This window comes from Vagococcus humatus (genome assembly GCF_003950325.1).
GTDB classification, from domain to species: domain Bacteria; phylum Bacillota; class Bacilli; order Lactobacillales; family Vagococcaceae; genus Vagococcus_C; species Vagococcus_C humatus.
Window position 1 is genome coordinate 445052 of the sequence record NZ_PXZH01000001.1, and the last position, 19789, is coordinate 464840.

Annotated in this window: 17 protein-coding genes; all 17 read left to right on the top strand. The window is 37.0% G+C overall.

The features are described 5' to 3' along the window. The first annotated feature begins 91 nt into the window (after positions 1-91). The 17 genes from C7P63_RS02085 (at position 92) to C7P63_RS02165 (ending at position 19764) form a co-directional block, all read left to right on the top strand. On the top strand, positions 92-3538 hold the full coding sequence (locus tag C7P63_RS02085) for a GW domain-containing glycosaminoglycan-binding protein (protein ID WP_125942501.1): 3447 nt from the start codon (positions 92-94) through the stop codon (positions 3536-3538). A 210-nt stretch (positions 3539-3748) separates the two neighbouring features. Next, positions 3749-4534, top strand: coding sequence for a glycosyltransferase family 2 protein (locus C7P63_RS02090; protein WP_125942502.1), 786 nt, complete (start codon positions 3749-3751; stop codon positions 4532-4534). A 10-nt stretch (positions 4535-4544) separates the two neighbouring features. Next, complete coding sequence (locus C7P63_RS02095) at positions 4545-5258, top strand: glycosyltransferase family 2 protein (protein ID WP_125942503.1); 714 nt, start codon at positions 4545-4547, stop codon at positions 5256-5258. 95 nt (positions 5259-5353) lie between these two features. Beyond that, entirely contained in the window at positions 5354-5857 is a 504-nt protein-coding gene (locus C7P63_RS02100) for a shikimate kinase (RefSeq protein ID WP_125942504.1), read from the top strand. Between the two features lie 415 nt (positions 5858-6272). Continuing rightward, on the top strand, positions 6273-6623 hold the full coding sequence (locus tag C7P63_RS02105) for a bacteriocin immunity protein (protein WP_125942505.1): 351 nt from the start codon (positions 6273-6275) through the stop codon (positions 6621-6623). Between the two features lie 210 nt (positions 6624-6833). Next, the gene (gene rfbA, locus C7P63_RS02110; RefSeq protein ID WP_125942506.1) at positions 6834-7706 is read left to right on the top strand and encodes a glucose-1-phosphate thymidylyltransferase RfbA; all 873 of its coding nucleotides are present in this window, start codon (positions 6834-6836) and stop codon (positions 7704-7706) included. A gap of 15 nt (positions 7707-7721) precedes the next feature. Next, positions 7722-8285 carry a dTDP-4-dehydrorhamnose 3,5-epimerase gene (gene rfbC, locus C7P63_RS02115; RefSeq protein ID WP_125942507.1) on the top strand — a complete coding sequence of 188 codons (564 nt, stop codon included), beginning with the start codon at positions 7722-7724 and terminating at the stop codon, positions 8283-8285. Further along, complete coding sequence (rfbB, locus tag C7P63_RS02120; RefSeq protein ID WP_125942508.1) at positions 8285-9268, top strand: dTDP-glucose 4,6-dehydratase; 984 nt, start codon at positions 8285-8287, stop codon at positions 9266-9268. Before rfbC ends, rfbB begins: the two co-directional genes overlap by 1 nt. A gap of 19 nt (positions 9269-9287) precedes the next feature. Beyond that, positions 9288-10565 carry a flippase gene (locus C7P63_RS02125; protein ID WP_125942509.1) on the top strand — a complete coding sequence of 426 codons (1278 nt, stop codon included), beginning with the start codon at positions 9288-9290 and terminating at the stop codon, positions 10563-10565. Beyond that, positions 10562-11404: a dTDP-4-dehydrorhamnose reductase gene (gene rfbD / locus C7P63_RS02130; RefSeq protein WP_125942510.1), complete on the top strand. Its 843-nt coding sequence runs from the start codon at positions 10562-10564 to the stop codon at positions 11402-11404. The genes C7P63_RS02125 and rfbD overlap by 4 nt, the downstream gene beginning before the upstream one ends. Before the next feature lie 320 nt (positions 11405-11724). Then, positions 11725-12747 (top strand): UDP-glucose 4-epimerase GalE, encoded by a 1023-nt coding sequence (gene galE / locus C7P63_RS02135; protein ID WP_125942511.1) that lies wholly within the window; start codon positions 11725-11727, stop codon positions 12745-12747. Next, a complete protein-coding gene (locus tag C7P63_RS02140) occupies positions 12741-13649 on the top strand; it encodes an LCP family glycopolymer transferase (protein WP_125942512.1) in 909 nt (302 codons plus the stop codon). The genes galE and C7P63_RS02140 overlap by 7 nt, the downstream gene beginning before the upstream one ends. A 609-nt stretch (positions 13650-14258) precedes the next feature. Continuing rightward, a complete protein-coding gene (locus C7P63_RS02145; protein WP_125942513.1) occupies positions 14259-15080 on the top strand; it encodes a YveK family protein in 822 nt (273 codons plus the stop codon). Between the two features lie 21 nt (positions 15081-15101). Beyond that, positions 15102-15812 carry a CpsD/CapB family tyrosine-protein kinase gene (locus C7P63_RS02150; protein ID WP_125942514.1) on the top strand — a complete coding sequence of 237 codons (711 nt, stop codon included), beginning with the start codon at positions 15102-15104 and terminating at the stop codon, positions 15810-15812. 30 nt (positions 15813-15842) lie between these two features. Next, positions 15843-16613, top strand: a complete 771-nt coding sequence (locus tag C7P63_RS02155) for a tyrosine-protein phosphatase (protein WP_125942515.1) — start codon at positions 15843-15845, stop codon at positions 16611-16613. 27 nt (positions 16614-16640) lie between these two features. Further along, positions 16641-18500, top strand: a complete 1860-nt coding sequence (locus tag C7P63_RS02160; RefSeq protein WP_125942516.1) for a polysaccharide biosynthesis protein — start codon at positions 16641-16643, stop codon at positions 18498-18500. Next, the gene (locus C7P63_RS02165) at positions 18493-19764 is read left to right on the top strand and encodes a DegT/DnrJ/EryC1/StrS family aminotransferase (protein ID WP_125942517.1); all 1272 of its coding nucleotides are present in this window, start codon (positions 18493-18495) and stop codon (positions 19762-19764) included. The genes C7P63_RS02160 and C7P63_RS02165 overlap by 8 nt, the downstream gene beginning before the upstream one ends. Positions 19765-19789 lie beyond the last annotated feature (25 nt).

The following is a 19789-nucleotide window of genomic DNA, read 5'->3' on the forward strand; positions in this document are numbered from 1 at the left end:
TAAAATACTTTGTAACACAAACGTTAAGAAAGACGGTTGAGAACCAGAAAAAAAACAGGTATACTTTTCATGTGAAAAAGAGTAGAAAGGAATGGCTATGAAAACAACGGAAACGAAATGGATGGTAGCTTTAATGACTTGCAGTTTATTAAGTGCACCTATTGGAGAAACCGTCTTAGCAGCAGATCAACTGTTAAAAGAATCAGTTGAGGTGAAAGAGTCTCAAACAGATGAGGCCAAGACCGCTTTAGACCAAGACAATACTGCAGAAAAAGAAACAGAAGGAGACAATTCCGCTAATAACACGGAGAAAGACCAAGCTGTCCCTTCTGATTCAGATAAAACAGCACCAAAAGAGTTAACGGAAGAACTTAAACAAAATCCGTATTTCCCTAAAGAACCCACTCAAGAAGACATTGAAGGGGCCTATGTGGAACCAGGAGATATTGCGCCACCACCAGCGGCATCTATTTACGGCAAACGGAGTAGAGGGTCTAGCATTAATGATGAAATTATTCGAGGACTTAACTCTGGCGTGTTTAAGAAAACTAAAATTGAGTTTCGTCACAACACGATTATTGACCGGTTTAGTTACAATGACGGAGTAGGGAAGCCACGAGGAATCGTGATTCACGAAACGGCTAACCCAAACTCAACCATAGAAAATGAAATAGCTTATATGCTAAACAACTGGCGAAGTGCTTTTGTTCATGCGTATACAGACAAAAGTAAAATAATCGAAGTCCACCCAACAGATTATGCAGCTTGGGGAGCAGGACCAGTGGCTAACCAGTATTTCATGCATATTGAACTAGTGGAGCATCCTGGTGATCAGCAAGGATTTTTACAATCCGTTAGTAATGATGCTTACTACGCAGCTTATAAACTAAAAGAATATAACTTAGTTCCTTCCCGTGCTTACGGTAAGGGTGAGGGAAACTTTGGAGGAACAGTTTGGAGTCACCATGAAGTGTCTAGTTATTTAGGTGGCACAAACCATACAGATCCAACTGGTTATTTTGCTAAGTTTAATTACGACATGGGTCAATTCTTTGAGTTACTGTTATATCATTATAATCAAATCGATGCGGATATCTTTGATATGGATGAGTCTTATACGAGTTACGGAGAAATTGTCAAAGATGACAAACAAGGAATTTACAGTGACCCTTACAACAGTATCAATGCAGAAAAAGTAGGAGATGAAGCAACGTATCTCCATAAAAAAGTCAGCATTACAGGTAAAGCCACTAACAAACGCACCAAACAAGTTTACTATCAGTTTAGTTATGAAGGTAAAAAAATTGGTTGGCTAGAAGCTTCTCTTTTCCATGAGTTAGATCAAGTGGCATACAATAAAGCAGTAGACTTTGAAGCTAGCGTGAAAAGCCAAAGTGAAACAAGTTGGCATGGCATTTATGACGGTATTTACAATACAGAAACCAATGTCAGTGAAATTGGCAAAGGCTCTCAATATGCGGATAAAGCTGTTCACATAAAACGAGAAGCGAAAACTAAACACGCTACTTGGTATCTATTTGAATTAGCCGGAAAAGAAATTGGTTGGATGGATAGCCGAGCATTCAATAACTATCAAAGCATTAGCTACGATAAAGAAGTTAAGTTTGATAAAAAAGTAGCGAAAACAGGTTCAATCACAGATGATATTCCTAATACCCATGCAGGTATTCAGGTAGTGGATCAACTGAAAAACTACACAGGGGATGTTTTAGCTGTAGTAAGAGAAGCGAAAACAGGAGAAGGTATTTGGTACCAAGTGAAAGCGAATGGTCAAGTGCTAGGTTGGGCTAGTCAGACAGCCTTTTCTGATCCTGATAAAATTTACGGTGAAAAACCTGTTCACTATGAACAAGTTGACGTGGTAGATGAACAAGCTAGTGTGTACAACAAAATTTTAGGAACTAGTTCAGACGTAAAAGAAGTCGGAAAAGTAGGGGATTTTAATACTAAGTACGCCAGTCTTATGCGAGCTCGTTCCGCTAAACAAATCAGTGCCTTAAATGTGGTAAAAGAAGCTCGAACAGATGCAGGCCTTTGGTACAAACTAGCCAATAAACAAGATAAAAAAATTGGTTGGGTAGAAAGTCAGGCTATTAGTATTCCTAACCGCTTAGAATACCGAGCTCACGTTCGAAATAAAGGCTGGTTGCCTTATGTGTCAGCAGGAGATTTGTCTGGGACAACTGGGGAAAACCGTCCGTTAGAAGCTTTTAGTATGAATTTAAAAGACACGAAAGATTTAGATATTTCTTACCGAGCCCATGTTCAAAATGTCGGATGGATGTCTTGGGCTAAAAACGGTGAAATTGGTGGAACGGTTGGACAAGTCCAACATGTAGAAGCCATGAGTGTTAAATTAACAGGGAAAGAAAAAGATAATTACGACGTTTATTACCGAGTTCACGCTAAAAACTTTGGTTGGTTAGACTGGGCTAAAAACGGTGAAAATGCTGGGACACAAGGGTACAATTACCACATTGAGTCCTATGAAGTAGAAATTGTTCCTAAAGGAGAAAAAGCTCCTGGTAAAACGGACCGGCCATTTGTAGTAGCACCGCCAACGGTTCGTTACCAAGCCCATGTGAAAAATGTCGGCTGGCAAGGGCCTAAAACTAACGGAGCAACCAGTGGCACAGTAGGAGAAGCCAAACATGTAGAAGCTATTCGGGCGGGGTTAACTAATCGTCCTTTCAGTGGCTCTATTCGCTACCAAGCTTATGCTCAAAACAAAGGTTGGTTAGAACCAGTAGACGCTTTAGGTAATGCTGGGACAAGTGGGGAAAATCGGCCACTTGAAGCCTTTAAAATGGAGTTAACGGGTGAAATAGCTAAACACTATGATATTTACTACCGAGCTCATAGTGCCACATATGGCTGGTTAGGTTGGGCTAAAAACGGCGCCAGTGCAGGAACCGTAACCTTAGCTAAACAATTAGAAGCTTACCAAGTTCAAATCTTACCAAAAGATGCCAAAGAACCGGAAAGTGGAGATTTACCTCCTTTATTAGGGAAAGTCGTAGCAAATAATCCAGAAGATAAGGCAGAATTAGCCCAAGTCAAATTTATGAATAAAATTTTGCCAGACGTGCAAAAAGTAGCACCTAATCAAGATTTATTTTCATCAGTTATGATAGCTCAAGCAGTATTAGAGTCGGCTTCTGGAACTAGTACCTTAGCATTACCTCCCAATTACAATTTATTTGGGATCAAAGGGGAGTATGAAGGACAATACGTAGAACTTCCCACTTTAGAGCAACAGACTGACGGGGAATGGATTACGATTGTAGCGAAATTTAAGAAATACCCTTCTTATAGAGAGTCCTTTAAAGACAATGCCTACAAATTAAAAAATGGAGTAAGTTGGGATGCGAATTATTACCGAGGGGCTTGGCGTTCTGTTGCCAAAACCTATCCTAATGCTACCAAATGGTTAACTGGCCGGTATGCAACGGATCAACATTACAATGAAAAATTAGATGATTTAATAAAAAAATGGTACTTAAATCAATTTGATTAAAGAGAGTAAGCGAGGTAGACAAGATAAGTCTATCTCGCTTTTTTGTTTCTACCTCAAGGGAAAAAAGACTTCCTCACAACATTGTGACTATTTTCTCTTTAATTTTTGCTAAAATCTTCTAACTGACACTGTAAAATGAATTATTCTATGGTAGAATAATAGCTATTGTGATAAAATTTTTATGAAACTCGGTGTTAAGGAGAGAAAGTCATGCAAACCGAAGAATTACTTATTAGTATCGTAACCTATAACAGTAAAGAGATGTTTCGTGTCTTGGATAATTTACGAGAAACGTTAGCTACCTCCAATTTTCACCGAATTGTTATTTTTGATAATCATTCAGAACCTGCTTACCAAGACAAGTTACGAGAATACGAAGATATAGCGGCTATTCATTTTCACGAAAGCAATGAAGGATTTGGATTTGGTCATAATTATAATTTATTAGAGGCTTCTGCCCCTTATTATTTGATTTTAAATCCAGACGTTATTATAACAAAACAAGCCTTGGAAGAATTACTAGCTCTTATAAAAACAGAATCAGATATTGGCTTAGTGGTACCAAGAGTGCTCTACCCAGACGGAACTCCTCAATACTTAATTCGGGAGCGAGTATCGGTATTTGACTACGCTTTACGTTTTGTGCCCTTTAACTGGGTCAAAAAATTATTTGATAAACGTTTAGCTAGTTATGAGTGCCGAGATTTACCTACAGACCGTGTTTCTCAAGTTCGGATTGGCTCTGGTTGTTGTATGTTAGTGAGACAAGAAGCCTTTCAAGCAGTTGGCGGCTTTGATCCTCGTTACTTTATGTACTTTGAAGACTATGATCTGTGTTTAGAATTAGGCAAAAAAAATTACCGAATCTTATACACCCCCATGACCACTATTTTCCATTATTACGGCAAGGCGGCGCATAAAAGTTACGCCATGTTTAAAATTTTTATGCGGTCCATGAGACAGTTCTTTAGTAAGTGGGGCTGGAAAGTATTTTAGGAGTGAGAAGATGATATCTGTATGTATGGCTACCTACGAAGGAGAAAAATTCATTACTAGACAGCTAGATTCTATTGTGGATCAATTAGCTGAGACTGATGAGATTATCATTGTAGATGATCAGTCAAAAGATAACACTGTCTCTCTAATAAAAAAACGACAGGATCCACGAATTAAACTTCAGGTTAACCCTAGTAATTTAGGGCCTATTCTTAGTTTTGAAAAAGCCATTCAGCTAGCACAAGGAGATTATTTATTTTTAGCTGATCAAGATGATATTTGGTTTCCTAACAAAGTAGAAAAAGTGATGGAAGTGTTCAAAACAGAACAGGCAGAATTAGTGGTACATGATGCCAAAGTGGTAGATGGTGATTTAGAGATGATTCATCCTTCTTGGAATCATTGGAATCACAATTATATTGGCCCAAGTATGTTTCGCACTATTGCTAAAAATGGTTATACCGGCTGTATGATGGCTTTTACTAAGTCCTTAAAAGATAAAATTATTCCGTTTCCTTCTATGATTGAAATGCACGATCAATGGATTGGTATGACAGCTATTTTGCAAAAATGCCAAATCATTGAATTAAATGAAGCCTTGATGGATTATGTCCGTCACGGTGAAAATGCTACAGCCATTAAGAAACGGTCTTTATCTGACAAAGTCAAAGGACGACTGTGTACGCTAGAAGCATTAGAAATCGCTAAAAAAAGAGTCAATTAAAAAATAAAGTCAAAGGTGGAAGACAAGGATTAGGTCTTTCACTTTTTTTCATGATTTTTGAATACAAAACTAGCAGAGAAAGGACTGCTACTTACATGGAAAAAACCGAGCTGTCTGTCTATCAGCGTATCTTAATAATTGGTTCTCCCGGTTCAGGTAAATCCACATTAGCCAATCAATTGGCCAACCAGCTACACTTGCCACTGATTCATTTAGATCAGCTTAATTGGCAGGAAACCAATACTACTTTAGCTCCAGAAGTGTTTGATCAAAAACTTGAGCAAGTCTTATCCCAAGAAGCATGGCTAATTGACGGTCATTACAGCCGAAGTTTAGAAGCTCGGCTGAAAGCATGTGATTGTGTGATTTGGCTAGATTTTCCTAGACTGCTTTGTGTCTACCGCGTGATCAAGCGGTATTTGGTAGGGAAAACACAAGGGATGACACTTGGAGGTAACCCGTTGCTGCTAGAAAAAGATTTCTTGAAATTTGTTTGGCAGTTTAACCAAGAGAACAGGGCTAACATCAGCCAGTTACAACAAAACTATCTTGACTTGCCTTGGTTTCACATTCAAAGAAAGAAAGATCTGCCAAAGTAAGTGGTCATCCTCTAAAAAAGTGTTATACTGTTAATAAATTTAGCGACTTACTAGGAGGCATGTAGATGAGTGATGTACGCAACAACCGACTATTTATTTTATTAAGTTTGTTAGATATTGTAGCCAGTCTGTGTGTGGCTAAAGTATCTATATTATTACAATCCTTATCACGGTGCCTTTGACTTACTATTGCTCATCCCAATTAATGTTGTTGGCATCTTGTCTAGCTTACAGGTAAAAAGACAAGGCTTAAAAATCACCTTCATCATCATCCAAGTCCTGTTAGGTCTTAGTTTTCTCCTTCCTTGGCTATGGTGGCTAGTGTTAGAAGGCTAAAGCTTTGACTAAAGGCAAGGTAGTACCCAAGAAGCCAGAGACTAAAGGAATAAATACCAAAAGAAAGAAGCAAACTCACATGGCAAATAAAGAAGAAATAAAAGCAACTATTCACCAACTTTACAATTTAATGAATCAGTGGCCAGATCAGTCTGCAGAAGTATTAGACATTACCGACGTATTACTACAAGTCTATACTAAGCTAGACCAAGCAAAACAACCAGAAGTGTTAATCAATAAATTGGTGCACTACATTCGCAGTATGGCTTTAAAAGGCAGACTACATTTTCCTAAAAAAGAAGAGGAACTGATGATAGCCTTAGGATTAGTTGGTCAAAAAGCCGGTCTAAATGGTTTATATCGGGCGGATTACTCAGATAAGTCACAATTTTATTCTTATGCTGAGTTATCTCAAATGAAGATAAGATAACTAATCAAGTACAGGAGAAACTTCTGTACTTTTTTTTGTTTCCCCTGAGTGTTAAATTTTCTTTAATGTTTTTTAATTCTTCTCCTAAAAGCCTGTATATTCTGAATATTTCTTTTCTATTTTCTTTGTTTCATTGTATAATGAAAAAGAATGTGATAATTTAACTATCACTGTTACAGACAATTTGTGAACCATAAAGGAGAAGATACCATGAAAGGGATTATTTTAGCAGGTGGTAGTGGGACTCGTTTGTACCCTCTAACTAAAGCCACATCAAAACAATTGATGCCAATTTACGATAAACCGATGATTTACTATCCAATGTCTACCTTAATGTTAGCTGGCATTCGGGAAATTTTAATTATTTCAACCCCAGAGGATACCCCTCGTTTTGAACAATTATTTGGTGACGGTCATTCATTAGGATTGGATATTTCTTATAAAGTACAAGAAAGCCCAGACGGATTAGCCCAAGCCTTTATTTTAGGGGAAGAGTTTATCGGGGATGACTCTGTTTGTCTTATTTTAGGAGACAATATCTACTACGGTGGCGGTTTGTCTAATATGTTGCAACGAGCAGCTAAACGTGAGGAAGGTGCCACAGTTTTTGGCTATCACGTAAACGATCCTCAACGCTTTGGCGTAGTGGAGTTTGACAAAGAGAATAAAGCAGTATCTATTGAAGAAAAACCAACAGAACCAAAAAGTAATTACGCAGTCACTGGTCTTTATTTCTATGATAATGACGTAGTAGAGATTGCTAAAACCATTACCCCTTCTGAAAGAGGCGAGCTTGAAATTACAGATGTGAATAAAGCTTATCTAGAACGAGGGGATTTACGAGTAGAATTACTAGGCAGAGGGTATGCTTGGCTAGATACTGGGACTCATGAGTCTTTACTAGATGCTTCTGTTTTCATTGAAACCATTGAAAAACGACAAAATCTAAAAGTCGCTTGCTTAGAAGAAATTGCTTACCGCATGGGTTATATCAACCGAGAACAATTAATTGAGCTGGCACAACCATTGAAGAAAAATCAATACGGTCAATATATGTTACAAATTGCCCAAACAGGCAAATAAAGGAGTTAAGTCAACGTGAAAGTTATTGAAACGAATTTACAAGATGTTAAATTGATTGAAACTGATGTATTTGGGGATCACCGAGGATTCTTTACTGAAAGTTACACTAAAACTAAATTTCAAGAAGCAGGGATTGATTTTGATTTTATCCAAGACAATCACTCTTTATCAGTAGAGCCTGGTGTTATTAGAGGGATGCACTACCAATTACCACCTAAAGCTCAAACTAAAATTTTACGCGTAACAACTGGGGTCATTTATGACGTATTAGTGGATATGAGAAAAGGCTCCCCAACTTACGGTAAATGGGAAGGTTATATTTTAAGTGAGTATAATCACCGTCAATTATTAGTACCAAAAGGCTTTGCTCATGGTTTTTGTACTTTAACTACTAATTGTAACGTGCAGTACAAAGTAGACGAACTTTACTCACCAGAGCATGATAGAGGGATTGCGTTTGACGATCCAGATATTGGTATTTTCTGGCCAATGAATCATCCTATCTTATCAGAAAAAGATAGCCATCATCCTCGTTTCAAGGATGCAGAAAACACATTTGTTTGGGAGGAAAACAACTAATGAATATTTTAGTCACAGGTGGAGCAGGTTTTATTGGGAGTAACTTTGTTCACTACATGTTAGAAAAATACCCAACTTATCAGATTGTTAACTTAGATTTACTAACCTATGCAGGAAATATCCATAATTTAGATGATGTAATGGATCACCCTAATCATCACTTTGTTAAAGGAAATATTACTAACCGAGAATTAGTCCGTCATTTAGTTGAGGAGTATCACATTGATACCGTGATTAACTTTGCAGCAGAGTCACATGTGGATAGAAGTATTCGCCACCCAGAAATTTTCGTGGAAACAAACGTACAAGGGACACTAGCCTTACTGGATGTGACAAAAGAATTAGGTCTAGCTAAGTTCTTACAAGTGTCAACCGATGAAGTTTACGGCTCACTTGGAGCAGAGGGCTACTTTACTGAAAGTACTCCACTAGCACCAAACAGCCCTTATTCAGCAAGTAAAACCAGTGCAGACTTATTAGTGAGAGCTTACTATGAAACTTACGGCTTAAATGTTAATATTACTCGTTGTTCTAATAACTACGGCCCTTACCAGTTCCCAGAAAAATTAATTCCGTTAATGATTGGGAATGCCTTAGACGGTAAAAACTTACCCGTTTACGGCACAGGGGAAAACGTACGTGACTGGTTACATGTGTATGACCACTGTCAAGCGATTGATCTAGTGTTACATAAAGGGAAAAAAGGGGAAATCTATAACGTTGGTGGCCACAATGAGCGGACAAACAACCAAATTGTAGACTTAATCATAGACAAATTAGCGGTAGATACCTCTCTTAAAACGTATGTAGAAGACCGTTTAGGCCATGACCACCGTTATGCCATTGATCCAACTAAATTAGAAACAGAACTAGGATGGAAACCTAAATATACCTTTGAAACAGGGATTGTGGAAACCATTGATTGGTACTTAGCTAATGAAGCTTGGTGGCGTCCCTTACAAAAACGGGCAGCCCTAGACTAGAAGTAGAAAGGATCTGTCCATGGTGAAAACCTCTAGAAAGAAAACCGCCACTAACTTTCTCTCACTTGCTAGTGTGGAGTTGTTAAATTTTTTACTGCCACTTATTACCATGCCTTATTTAATTATGGTATTAGGGGTTAAAAATTACGGACTAAACAGTTTTGTCCAAGCGGTCATGCAGTATTTTATTATTGTGACCAACTACGGTTTTAATATTTCAGCGACTCAAGAAATATCCGTGAACCGAGAGGATAAAGAAAAAGTGGAACAGATTTATACCAATGTCATGACATGCAAGGTGCTTTTAACCCTTGCTTGTTTTGGCATTTTACTTTTAATGATGACCTTTATCCCTAAAATGAACCAAGATCCTAAACTTTATTTATGTATGTTTGGGATTGTCGTAGGTAGTGTGTTTTTACCTGTGTGGTTTTTTCAAGGAATGGAAGAAATGGCCAGCATTGGCGTATTAAATTTTGTTTCCAAATCGATTTTTACAGTAGGCTTGTTTATTTTTGTTAAAAGCCCAGCCGATATTTATGCTGTGGGAATTTTAAATTCATTAGGCTATTTAACCATTGGAGTAATTGCGACTCTCATTGTTAGATACAAATACGGTATTCACTACCGTAAGCCAAGTAAAACAGGGATTATTAGCCAGTTTAAGTCTTCTTGGTATTTATTCTTATCCACCTTAGCCACCAGTGTTTACAACACCACTAATATTTTTGTACTAGGACTAGTGGCAGGGGATACAGCGACTGGTTACTTCAATTTAGCCAACACCTTAATTCGAGTGTGTGCTAGTGTAGCCACCCCGATTGTCCAAACCTTTTATCCAAAAGTTACCCAGTTAATTCAAACTTCTAAAGAGGACAGCCTTAAATTAATTCAAAAAATTTGGCTAGTGGTTACGGTGTTATTTACTTTAGGCTGTGTGATTTTATTAGTAGGGTCTGGACCGGTGTTAACGTGGCTCTTCCAAGATAAATTTAGTCATTCCGTTAGACTGATTCAAATTATGGCATTTTTACCGTTAATGGTTGCTTGGAGCAATGTATTTGGGGTGATGACAATGACCACATTTGGCTATCAACGGGAATTATCTCGCATTTATTTAGTTACAGGGTTGATCAGTTTAGTTTCCATTATTCTGTTAACTGTGACCTTTAAAGAAACAGGAACAGCAGTGAATGCTATCTTGATTGAAACCATTGTGACCATTTCCATGTATCTATTTTTACAGAAAAAAGGCATTCAGGTGCCAAAAGGACAATTAAAGGAGAGGGTTAAATGAGTTGTTTAGTGACTGGAGCAAAAGGCCAACTAGGCACAGAATTGTGTCATTATTTAGAAGAAAAAGGGCTAGACTATGTGGCTACTGGGGTAGAGGAATTAGATATTACCAATCAGGAACAAGTCACAGCTTATATAACAGAGATGAAACCAAGTGTGGTGTATCACTGTGCAGCGTATACTGCCGTGGATGCTGCAGAAGATGAGGGCCAAGACTTAAATCATCAGATTAATGTTCAAGGCACAGAAAATATTGCCAAAGCTTGCGGGCAAGTTGGAGCCAAGTTAGTCTATATTAGTACAGACTATGTGTTTGACGGTAACCAACGAGAAAATGGTTATTTAGAAACAGATGTAACTGCACCGATTAATGCTTACGGAGCTGCTAAGTTAAAAGGGGAAGAAGCAGTCCAAACTTATTGTCCAAACTACTACATTATCCGCACTTCTTGGGTATTTGGGGCATACGGGAAGAATTTTGTATTTACCATGCAAAATCTAGCCAAAACCCATCCGAAACTAACCGTTGTGGATGATCAAAAGGGTAGACCTACATGGACTCGCCATTTAGCCGAGTTTATGGTGTATGCGGTGCAACAGGAGATAGCATCAGGGGTTTATCATTTTTCTAATGAGGGGATTTGTACTTGGTACGAATTTGCAAAAGAAATCTTAAAAGAGACTGAGGTAGAGATTGCCCCAGTGGACTCTAGCCAATTTCCGCAAAAAGCGACTCGGCCAAGCTATTCTGTTTTAAACTTGGATAAAACCAAAGCAACTGGCTTTCACATTCCAACATGGGAAGAAGCCTTAAAAGAGATGTTAGCTACTTTAAACTAACTAAATAAACTAAAACCAGCGACTAGGAAGACTAACTAGTGGCTGGTTTTTTTTAGTGATGAATAAAAAGACAAGTGCTTGACCAAATAAAAAAGAATTATTAATAACGCAAATAAGTTATAACAAAAACATTCCCACTTACCTTAATCTCTTTAACAAACTTATTTTTCGCCCTTACCAAATTAAACTAATCAGCTACCAAGAAGTTAAACCTTCTTTAAAAAAAGATAGAGGCTTGAAATAACAGAGAAGATTCCTTTATAATGAACGAGATAGATATTTTTTTAAGAAGATAATCCAAAAGAAAGTAGAGTGAACCTATGTCAATTTTAGTATTAGGAGGAGCAGGCTATATTGGCTCTCATGCCGTGGACCAATTAATTACCAATGGTTATCAAGTCGTGGTAGTCGACAATTTACTAACAGGTCATCAACAAGCCATTCATCCCCAAGCCACTTTTTATAAAGGAGATATTCGAGATAAAACCTTTTTAACACAAGTGTTTGAAAAAGAATCCATTGAAGCAGTCATTCATTTTGCGGCTAGCTCACTAGTAGGGGAATCTGTAGAAAATCCCCTTAAATATTTTAACAACAATGTTCAAGGAACTCAAACCTTACTTGAAGTCATGCAGGAACAAGGGGTAAAACAAATCGTGTTTTCATCCACTGCAGCTACTTACGGAGAACCAAAAGAAACCCCTATTACAGAATTAACGCCTACTCAGCCAACTAACCCTTACGGCGAAAGCAAACTGATGATGGAAAAAATGATGAAGTGGTGTGACAATGCTTACGGTATTCGGTTTGTAGCTTTACGGTATTTCAATGTAGCAGGCGCTAAAAAAGATGCGAGTATTGGAGAAGACCATCATCCAGAAACTCATTTAATTCCAATTATTTTACAAGTCGCTTTAGGTCAACGAGAAACCTTAGCTATTTATGGAGATGATTATCCAACTCCTGATGGCACTTGTATCAGAGATTATGTACAAGTAGAAGACTTGATTAACGCTCATTTATTAGCCTTAGACTATTTAAAAGAAGGACATCCAAGTGACATTTTTAACCTAGGTAGCAGTCAAGGCTATTCGGTTAAAGAAATGTTAGAAGCAGCTAGAGAAGTGACTGGAAAAGAAATACCTGCTAAAATTGCACCAAGAAGGGCAGGAGACCCTAGTGTGCTTGTTGCTTCAAGTGCTAAAGCTAAAAAAATATTAGGTTGGGAACCAAAATATACTGATATTAAACACATTATCCAAACAGCTTGGAACTGGCATGAAAGTCACCCTTTAGGCTATAAGGATAAGCCCACTCAACCAAAAGGAGAATACCCATGCTAAAAAAACTATTCAAAGGATTACTGGTGCTATTACTGCTAGTAATCGTAGCAGTCGGTGCCTATGCGGGCAAAGCTTATTTTGACATCAAAAAAACAGCCAGTAATATGCACCAACCTTTAACAGACAAAGGAGATAAAAGTCGACCAGATCCATTAGATGCTAAACAACTAGAGCCATTTTCAATTTTACTTATGGGGATTGATACAGGAGATGACGGACGAGTGGACCAAGGAAGATCTGACACCATGTTAGTGGCAGTGGTTAATCCTCAAATCCCTCAAACCACTTTAGTTAGCTTGCCTCGTGATACTTATACAAAAGTTAACGGTCAATTAGACAAACTAAATCATGCCTATGCCTACGGAGGAGCCAGTCTAGCTGTTCAAACCGTGGAACAATTACTAGCGATTCCGATTGACCACTATGCTTCGGTAGATATGAAAGGGTTAAAACAAATGGTGGACTCTGTAGGAGGAGTAACTGTCAACAACCAATTTGAATTTACCCAAGACGGTCACACTTTCCCTAGTGGCTCACTTAATCTAAACGGAGAAGAAGCGCTATCTTACTCACGCATGCGTTATGAAGATCCTAACGGTGACTACGGTAGACAAGGTCGCCAAAGACAAGTGATTACAGGAATTATGAAAAGCGCCATGAACCTTAATACGGTTTTAAACTATCCAGAGATTTTAAAAGTCATGGCTAAACACATGCAAACAGACTTAGACTGGCAAGACATGATGGAAATTCAAAAAAATTATACAGAAAGCTTCAAACAAGTCAAAGAAGATAACTTGCAAGGCGAAGGGATTATGGTTAATGATATTTCTTACCAACAAATTCCGGAACAAGAATTAACTCGTGTGCAACAGTTATTACAACAACAATTGAAGAAATAAATAAAAACCTGGCCAAATAAAATTGGTTAGGTTTTTTTGTGATTATAATAGCTCCTGTACCATATTAGTTACATAATATTCTATTTACGTACATAAAATAAATAGATTGAACAGATTATTATATAACTAATACGGTTTATCTAATAGACAGTAATTATGATTTAGTAAAATAAAAAAAGGAAGAAATATTTAGAAAAAGCAACTAGTTTATTTTAAAAATTAAAATTTTGTTAAATTAGAGTTATATCTATGCTATAATAACATTTGGTGATAAGACTATTTACCAAGATTAATTAAGTAGTTTTTTTTTAATAGGTAATTATAGATAAACAAATATATTTTAATAACTTACTTATTGACTTAGGTTTCTTATTTTTTGATTTTTAGTAGCTTAGATAAACACTTTTTTTATGTCTGATTAACAAATGAAGAAATCATGAAAAATCTTGTCTTTATCTAAAAAAAGAGAAAGAAATAAGGGAGATTTTCCACTAAATATTGACAAGTGTTTAAAAAAAAGCTACTTTAAAAAAGATTATATTTGATTGAAAGAAGTATTAAAAGCGTGATGCTTATTAATAGATAACTGTATTTAAATGGAGGATGTTCATGGAAGAAACAATTGATTTAAAGGATATTTTTTCGGTGTTAAAAAAACGAATGGGTATGATAATATTGACGACTTTGCTTGGCTTAGGTTTATCAGGTGTAGTGACTTTTTTCATAATCACCCCCAAGTATAGTTCTTATACCCAACTAATTGTAAAACTCCCACAAGGCGGAGAACAGGCATCAACAGGAGTGAATGATGTTAACTTTAACTTAATGATGATTAATACCTACAAAGACTTTATCACTAAATCTGATACAGTGGCAGAAGAAGCCCAAAAACAATTAGTGAAAGCGGACAAGTTTAAAGGTAGTGTAGCGGATCTTAAGGGCATGTTAGAGGTTAACCAAGAACAAAACTCCCAAATGTTTTCAATAAAAGCAACTGCTACTAATCCCTATCTGGCAAAAGATATTGCCAATGTAGTGACAGAGGTTTTTAATGAAAAGGCACAAGACATTATGGCTATTGATAAAATTACTATGATTTCTTCTGCTTCAGTCAATCCTAATCCGGTTTCTCCTAATAAAAAACTGAATTTACTAATTGGCCTATTATTGGGTATGTTTGTCGGAATCGGGATTGCTTTTTTAAGAGAGTTTTTAGATCGTACAGTCAAAGACGACCGATTTATCACAGAAGAGTTAGGACTATCTGTTTTAGGTGTGATCCCAGAATTTTCTAGTCAAGAATTCAAAAACAAAGTTAAACCACATGCTTCTTTTACTTCTAAAGATGACTATACACCATCACCAGTTAAAGAATCTTTAAGTAGAGTTGAAAGCAGTCGAGTAGAGCGACGTCAACGTCAAAAATTATAAACGAGGGGATACAAGCTAATTATGTTTCGTAAAAAAAATAAAAAAAGTAGAAAACATGAAGGAGTAAATCTGATTACTTATATAGATAAGATTTCTCCTATCTCTGAACAGTATCGTACTATTAGAACTAATATTCAATACGCTAGTATCGACAAACAGCTACAAACCTTTGTGGTGACTTCATCTGGTGCAGGAGAAGGAAAATCAATAACAGCGGCTAACTTAGCTATTGTATTTGCGGACACAGGGAAACGGACCCTTTTAGTAGATGCAGATTTACGAAAACCGTCCATTGCTGAAAGTTTTATTTTGGATGCTCACAAAGGCTTGAGCAACTTAATTGCTGATATAGATACAGGGGTAGAAAACTATATCCAACATTCAGATATTCCTAATTTATCTATTTTATCTAGTGGGATTATCCCACCTAATCCATCTGAGCTTTTAGCTTCTCAGCGAATGAACTTAGTGATTGAGAAACTAAAAAATCATTATGAAATTATTATTTTTGATATGCCACCAGTCTCTGTAGTAACAGATGCTCAAATTATGTCATCTAAGGTCGATGGCACTATTTTAGTTGTAAGAGAAGGTCAAACAGAAAAAGAGGGCATAGCTCATGCAAAAAACTTACTAGATAGAGCGCAAGCTAATATTTTAGGCGTTGTTTATAACGCTACTACCAGAGCGGATAAAGTTGGTTATTATTATGCTTACGGAGCAGATAGCTAATACTAAAAAAGAGAGGAGCCAGATTTATTCATGATTGATTTACATTGCCACATTTTACCTGGAATAGATGATGGCTCAAAAAATATCGAAGAAGCCTTAGCTTTAGCTAAACAAGCAGTAGCTGAAGGCATTGATCACTTACTGTGTACACCTCATCATCATAACGGGGTGTACCTTAATCCAAAAAACACTGTCATCCAACGAGTCGCAGCTTTTCAGCAGATTTTGGATGATGAAAACATTCCCTTAACCTTATATGAAGGACAAGAAGTCCGCATCCACGGAGAATTACTGGATCATATCGCTCAGGGAGATATCTTATTTGCGGATTTGACTGACCGATATGTGTTGATTGAGTTTCCAGATTTAGAGATTCCTACCTACGCGATTAAGTTACTATTTACTCTTTGCTCTCACGGCATGATTCCGATTATTGTTCATCCAGAGCGCCATCCTGCTTTGATTAAAAATCCTAATGAACTACTTCCTTTTATTGAAATGGGCTGCTTAGCTCAAGTCACAGCAGCTAGCTATGTCGGTTTTTTTGGTAAAAAAGTCCAAAAAACCGCTGAATTAATGATGGAACATAATATGGTGCATGTCATGGCTTCTGATGCGCATCATGTGACCAAACGGCCTTTTTTAATGAAAGAAAGTTTTCAGAAATTAGAGAAAGAAATGGGAAGTGACACCAGTCAACTCTTTCAAGAAAGAGCGAAACATATCTTAAATGGGGATAGGTTTCAAGTACTACCAGCCATTTCTTATGAAAAAACAGGGTTTAAACTGTTTAGAAACTAAAACATATAGAAAGAAGTAGATGGATTTATGGAGTTATTGACCAGACGGGCAAAACGCTTAATTATTTTAACAGTAGACACGCTATTAATTTTACTGGCTAATGGGATTGCCTATCTCTACATGCAACCTTTTGACTTGATTTTACCTCACAAGTTTTTATTTGTGTTAGCCATCCAGTTGATTGGCTATCTTTTTTTCGGCACTTTTTTCCATGTTTTCCAACGAGTAAACAGATACACTAGCTTAAAAGAATTGATCGATATATTTAAAGCCTTAATGGCCTCAGCTTTTATAGAATTTATCATTTGTTTAGTTTTATTAGATCACGCTTATAGCCGAAGATATTTGTTACTGGTTTACTTGTTATCCATGTTTTTTATCATGGCTAGTCGGATTGCTTGGCGGATTATGTGCGAATACAAACAAAATCAACTGACTCATCCTAAAGATTGCCAGCGAGTGTTAATCATTGGAGCAGGTAATGGGGGAGTACTAATCGCCAATGATTTGCGTCACAACCGCTCTATTAATCAAATGGAAGTGGTGGGGTTTGTGGATGATGACCTGAATAAAAAAGATACTTTCATCAATGGCATGAAAGTCTTAGGTACTACTAAAGATATCCCTAAACTAGTCAAAGAAGAACACATTGATTTGTTAACTATAGCAATTCCTTCTTTAAATCCAACGGAATATGAAAGAATTTTAAATATTATCCAACCTCTAGACTGTGTTATCAATACTATGCCCTCTATGGAAGAAATCGTAAACGGCAGTGTCCAAGCCACTAAACTGAAAAAAGTGGAGATTAAAGATTTACTTGGCCGAGCAGAAGTGAAGTTGGATATGCAAAAAATTGCGACACAACTGGAAAATCAAACAATTTTAGTCACTGGGGCAGGAGGGTCGATTGGCTCAGAAATTTGCCGCCAAGTTTTTCGGTTTAAACCGAAAAAAATGTTGCTACTAGGTCACGGAGAAAATTCTATTTATCAGATTCATAGAGAACTTCTCCAAACAGAAGGAGCAAAAGACATCCAAATTGTACCTATCATAGCAGACGTCCAAGATAGAGAACGTATTTTTGAAGTCATGGCGACTTATCACCCAGATATTGTGTACCATGCAGCAGCTCATAAACATGTGCCACTTATGGAGTACAACCCACGAGAAGCTGTAAAAAATAATGTGTACGGTACTAAAAATGTGGCAGAAGCCTCTAAAGCTCACAAGGTAAAATCTTTTGTCATGATCTCTACCGATAAAGCTACTCGACCTCCTAATGTGATGGGCGCTACTAAACGATTAGCTGAAATGATTGTCACTAGTCTAAATGAAACAGGAAAAACTAAATTTTCAGCCGTTCGCTTTGGCAATGTACTAGGTAGTAGGGGAAGTGTGGTGCCACTGTTCACTGAACAAATCGAAAAAGGTGGACCAGTGACAGTGACAGATTTTCGGATGACTAGATTTTTCATGACGATACCAGAAGCAAGCCGCCTAGTCATTGAAGCAGGCTCACTTGCTGCAGGTGGTGAAATCTTTATTTTAGATATGGGAGAACCAGTTAAAATTTATGATTTAGCCAAACGCATGGTAGAGTTAAGCGGTTATCAAGAAAATGAAATTGACATTATAGAAACAGGTATTCGGCCCGGAGAAAAACTATATGAAGAGCTATTAGTAGATAAAGAAAAATCACCGAAACAAGTTCATGACAAAATTTTCATTGGCAACATTTCCGGTTTTGATTTTCCAACAATTGAAACATTTTTACAACAATTACCAGAAGATGATGAAGCCTTAGCAAAAGAAGTTGTGAAGTTTGCTAATGAATCAAGTATGAGTAAGCAAGAAGAAGTCAAAGGAGAGTTAGAATATGTTTAATAATAAAGAACATGGGTTTAAAAAATTTGATGAAAAAGTTTGGTTGTCTAGTCCTACTATGCACCCAGAATCTCTTGCTTATATGACAGAAGCTTATGAAACCAACTGGATGTCAACAGTTGGAGCGAATATTAATGAAATTGAAGCATTGGTTTGTCAAAAAGTCGGATGTCACTATGCAGTGGCTTTATCTGCAGGAACAGCTGCCCTTCATATGGCAATGAAATTAGCAGGAGTCCAACCTGGAGAGTTAGTTTTTTGTAGTGACATGACATTTGATGCGACTGTGAATCCTGTTGTTTATGAGGGAGGTATTCCAGTATTCATTGATACAGAGTATGATACATGGAATATGGACCCAGTAGCTTTAGAGAAAGCTTTTGAGTTATATCCTGAAGTTAAATTAGTCGTTGTAGCACATTTATACGGAACACCTGGAAAAATAGATGAAATTAAAGCTATCTGTGATACTCACGGAGCAAAACTGATAGAAGATGCTGCCGAGTCTTTTGGCGCAACTTATAAAGGAAAACAAACAGGATTATTTGGGGATTACAACGTCATTTCTTTTAATGGCAATAAAATCATTACAGGTTCTGCAGGAGGTGTGCTTTTAACAGATGACTTAGAAGCAGCTAATAAAGTAAGAAAGTGGTCAACCCAATCTAGAGAAAATGCTCCTTGGTATCAACATGAAGAACTTGGCTATAACTACCGAATGAGTAATGTTATTGCAGGAGTAGTTAGAGGACAACTTCCTTACTTAGAGGAACATATCGCTCAAAAAAAAGCTATATACAACAGATATCAAGAAGGATTTAAAGATTTACCAGTCAAAATGAACCCTTATGACGCTAAACAGTCAGAACCTAATTTTTGGTTATCTTGTTTGTTGATTGATGATGAAGCTATGTGTAAACAAGTAAGAGGAGAGCAAGAAGTTTTATACATAAGTGAGCCTGGAAAAACTTGTCCAACTGAAATTTTAGAAGTATTAGCTTCCTTTAATGCAGAAGGAAGACCTATCTGGAAACCTATGCATATGCAACCTATTTACCGAATGAATGGCTTTGTCACACGAGAAGGAAATGGTCGAGCAAAAACTAATGCCTATATCTCTGGTGGAGCAGTAGGACAAGATAATTTACCATTAGATGTAGGTATGGATATTTTCCATCGTGGTCTATGTCTACCTTCAGATAATAAAATGACTGTGGAACAACAAGAAAAAATTATCCAAATGGTTAAAGCTTGTTTTGAATAATGATGAGAAAGTAGGAAAGAGCTAC

Excerpts from the sequence above, each read along its gene's own strand:
- C7P63_RS02085 (WP_125942501.1), top strand. The coding sequence starts at position 92 with ATGGCTATGAAAACAACGGAAACGAAATGGATGGTAGCTTTAATGACT.
- C7P63_RS02090 (WP_125942502.1), top strand. The coding sequence starts at position 3,749 with ATGCAAACCGAAGAATTACTTATTAGTATCGTAACCTATAACAGTAAA.
- C7P63_RS02095 (WP_125942503.1), top strand. The coding sequence starts at position 4,545 with ATGATATCTGTATGTATGGCTACCTACGAAGGAGAAAAATTCATTACT.
- C7P63_RS02100 (WP_125942504.1), top strand. The coding sequence starts at position 5,354 with ATGGAAAAAACCGAGCTGTCTGTCTATCAGCGTATCTTAATAATTGGT.
- C7P63_RS02105 (WP_125942505.1), top strand. The coding sequence starts at position 6,273 with ATGGCAAATAAAGAAGAAATAAAAGCAACTATTCACCAACTTTACAAT.
- rfbA (WP_125942506.1), top strand. The coding sequence starts at position 6,834 with ATGAAAGGGATTATTTTAGCAGGTGGTAGTGGGACTCGTTTGTACCCT.
- rfbB (WP_125942508.1), top strand. The coding sequence starts at position 8,285 with ATGAATATTTTAGTCACAGGTGGAGCAGGTTTTATTGGGAGTAACTTT.
- C7P63_RS02125 (WP_125942509.1), top strand. The coding sequence starts at position 9,288 with ATGGTGAAAACCTCTAGAAAGAAAACCGCCACTAACTTTCTCTCACTT.
- rfbD (WP_125942510.1), top strand. The coding sequence starts at position 10,562 with ATGAGTTGTTTAGTGACTGGAGCAAAAGGCCAACTAGGCACAGAATTG.
- galE (WP_125942511.1), top strand. The coding sequence starts at position 11,725 with ATGTCAATTTTAGTATTAGGAGGAGCAGGCTATATTGGCTCTCATGCC.
- C7P63_RS02140 (WP_125942512.1), top strand. The coding sequence starts at position 12,741 with ATGCTAAAAAAACTATTCAAAGGATTACTGGTGCTATTACTGCTAGTA.
- C7P63_RS02145 (WP_125942513.1), top strand. The coding sequence starts at position 14,259 with ATGGAAGAAACAATTGATTTAAAGGATATTTTTTCGGTGTTAAAAAAA.
- C7P63_RS02150 (WP_125942514.1), top strand. The coding sequence starts at position 15,102 with ATGTTTCGTAAAAAAAATAAAAAAAGTAGAAAACATGAAGGAGTAAAT.
- C7P63_RS02155 (WP_125942515.1), top strand. The coding sequence starts at position 15,843 with ATGATTGATTTACATTGCCACATTTTACCTGGAATAGATGATGGCTCA.
- C7P63_RS02160 (WP_125942516.1), top strand. The coding sequence starts at position 16,641 with ATGGAGTTATTGACCAGACGGGCAAAACGCTTAATTATTTTAACAGTA.
- C7P63_RS02165 (WP_125942517.1), top strand. The coding sequence starts at position 18,493 with ATGTTTAATAATAAAGAACATGGGTTTAAAAAATTTGATGAAAAAGTT.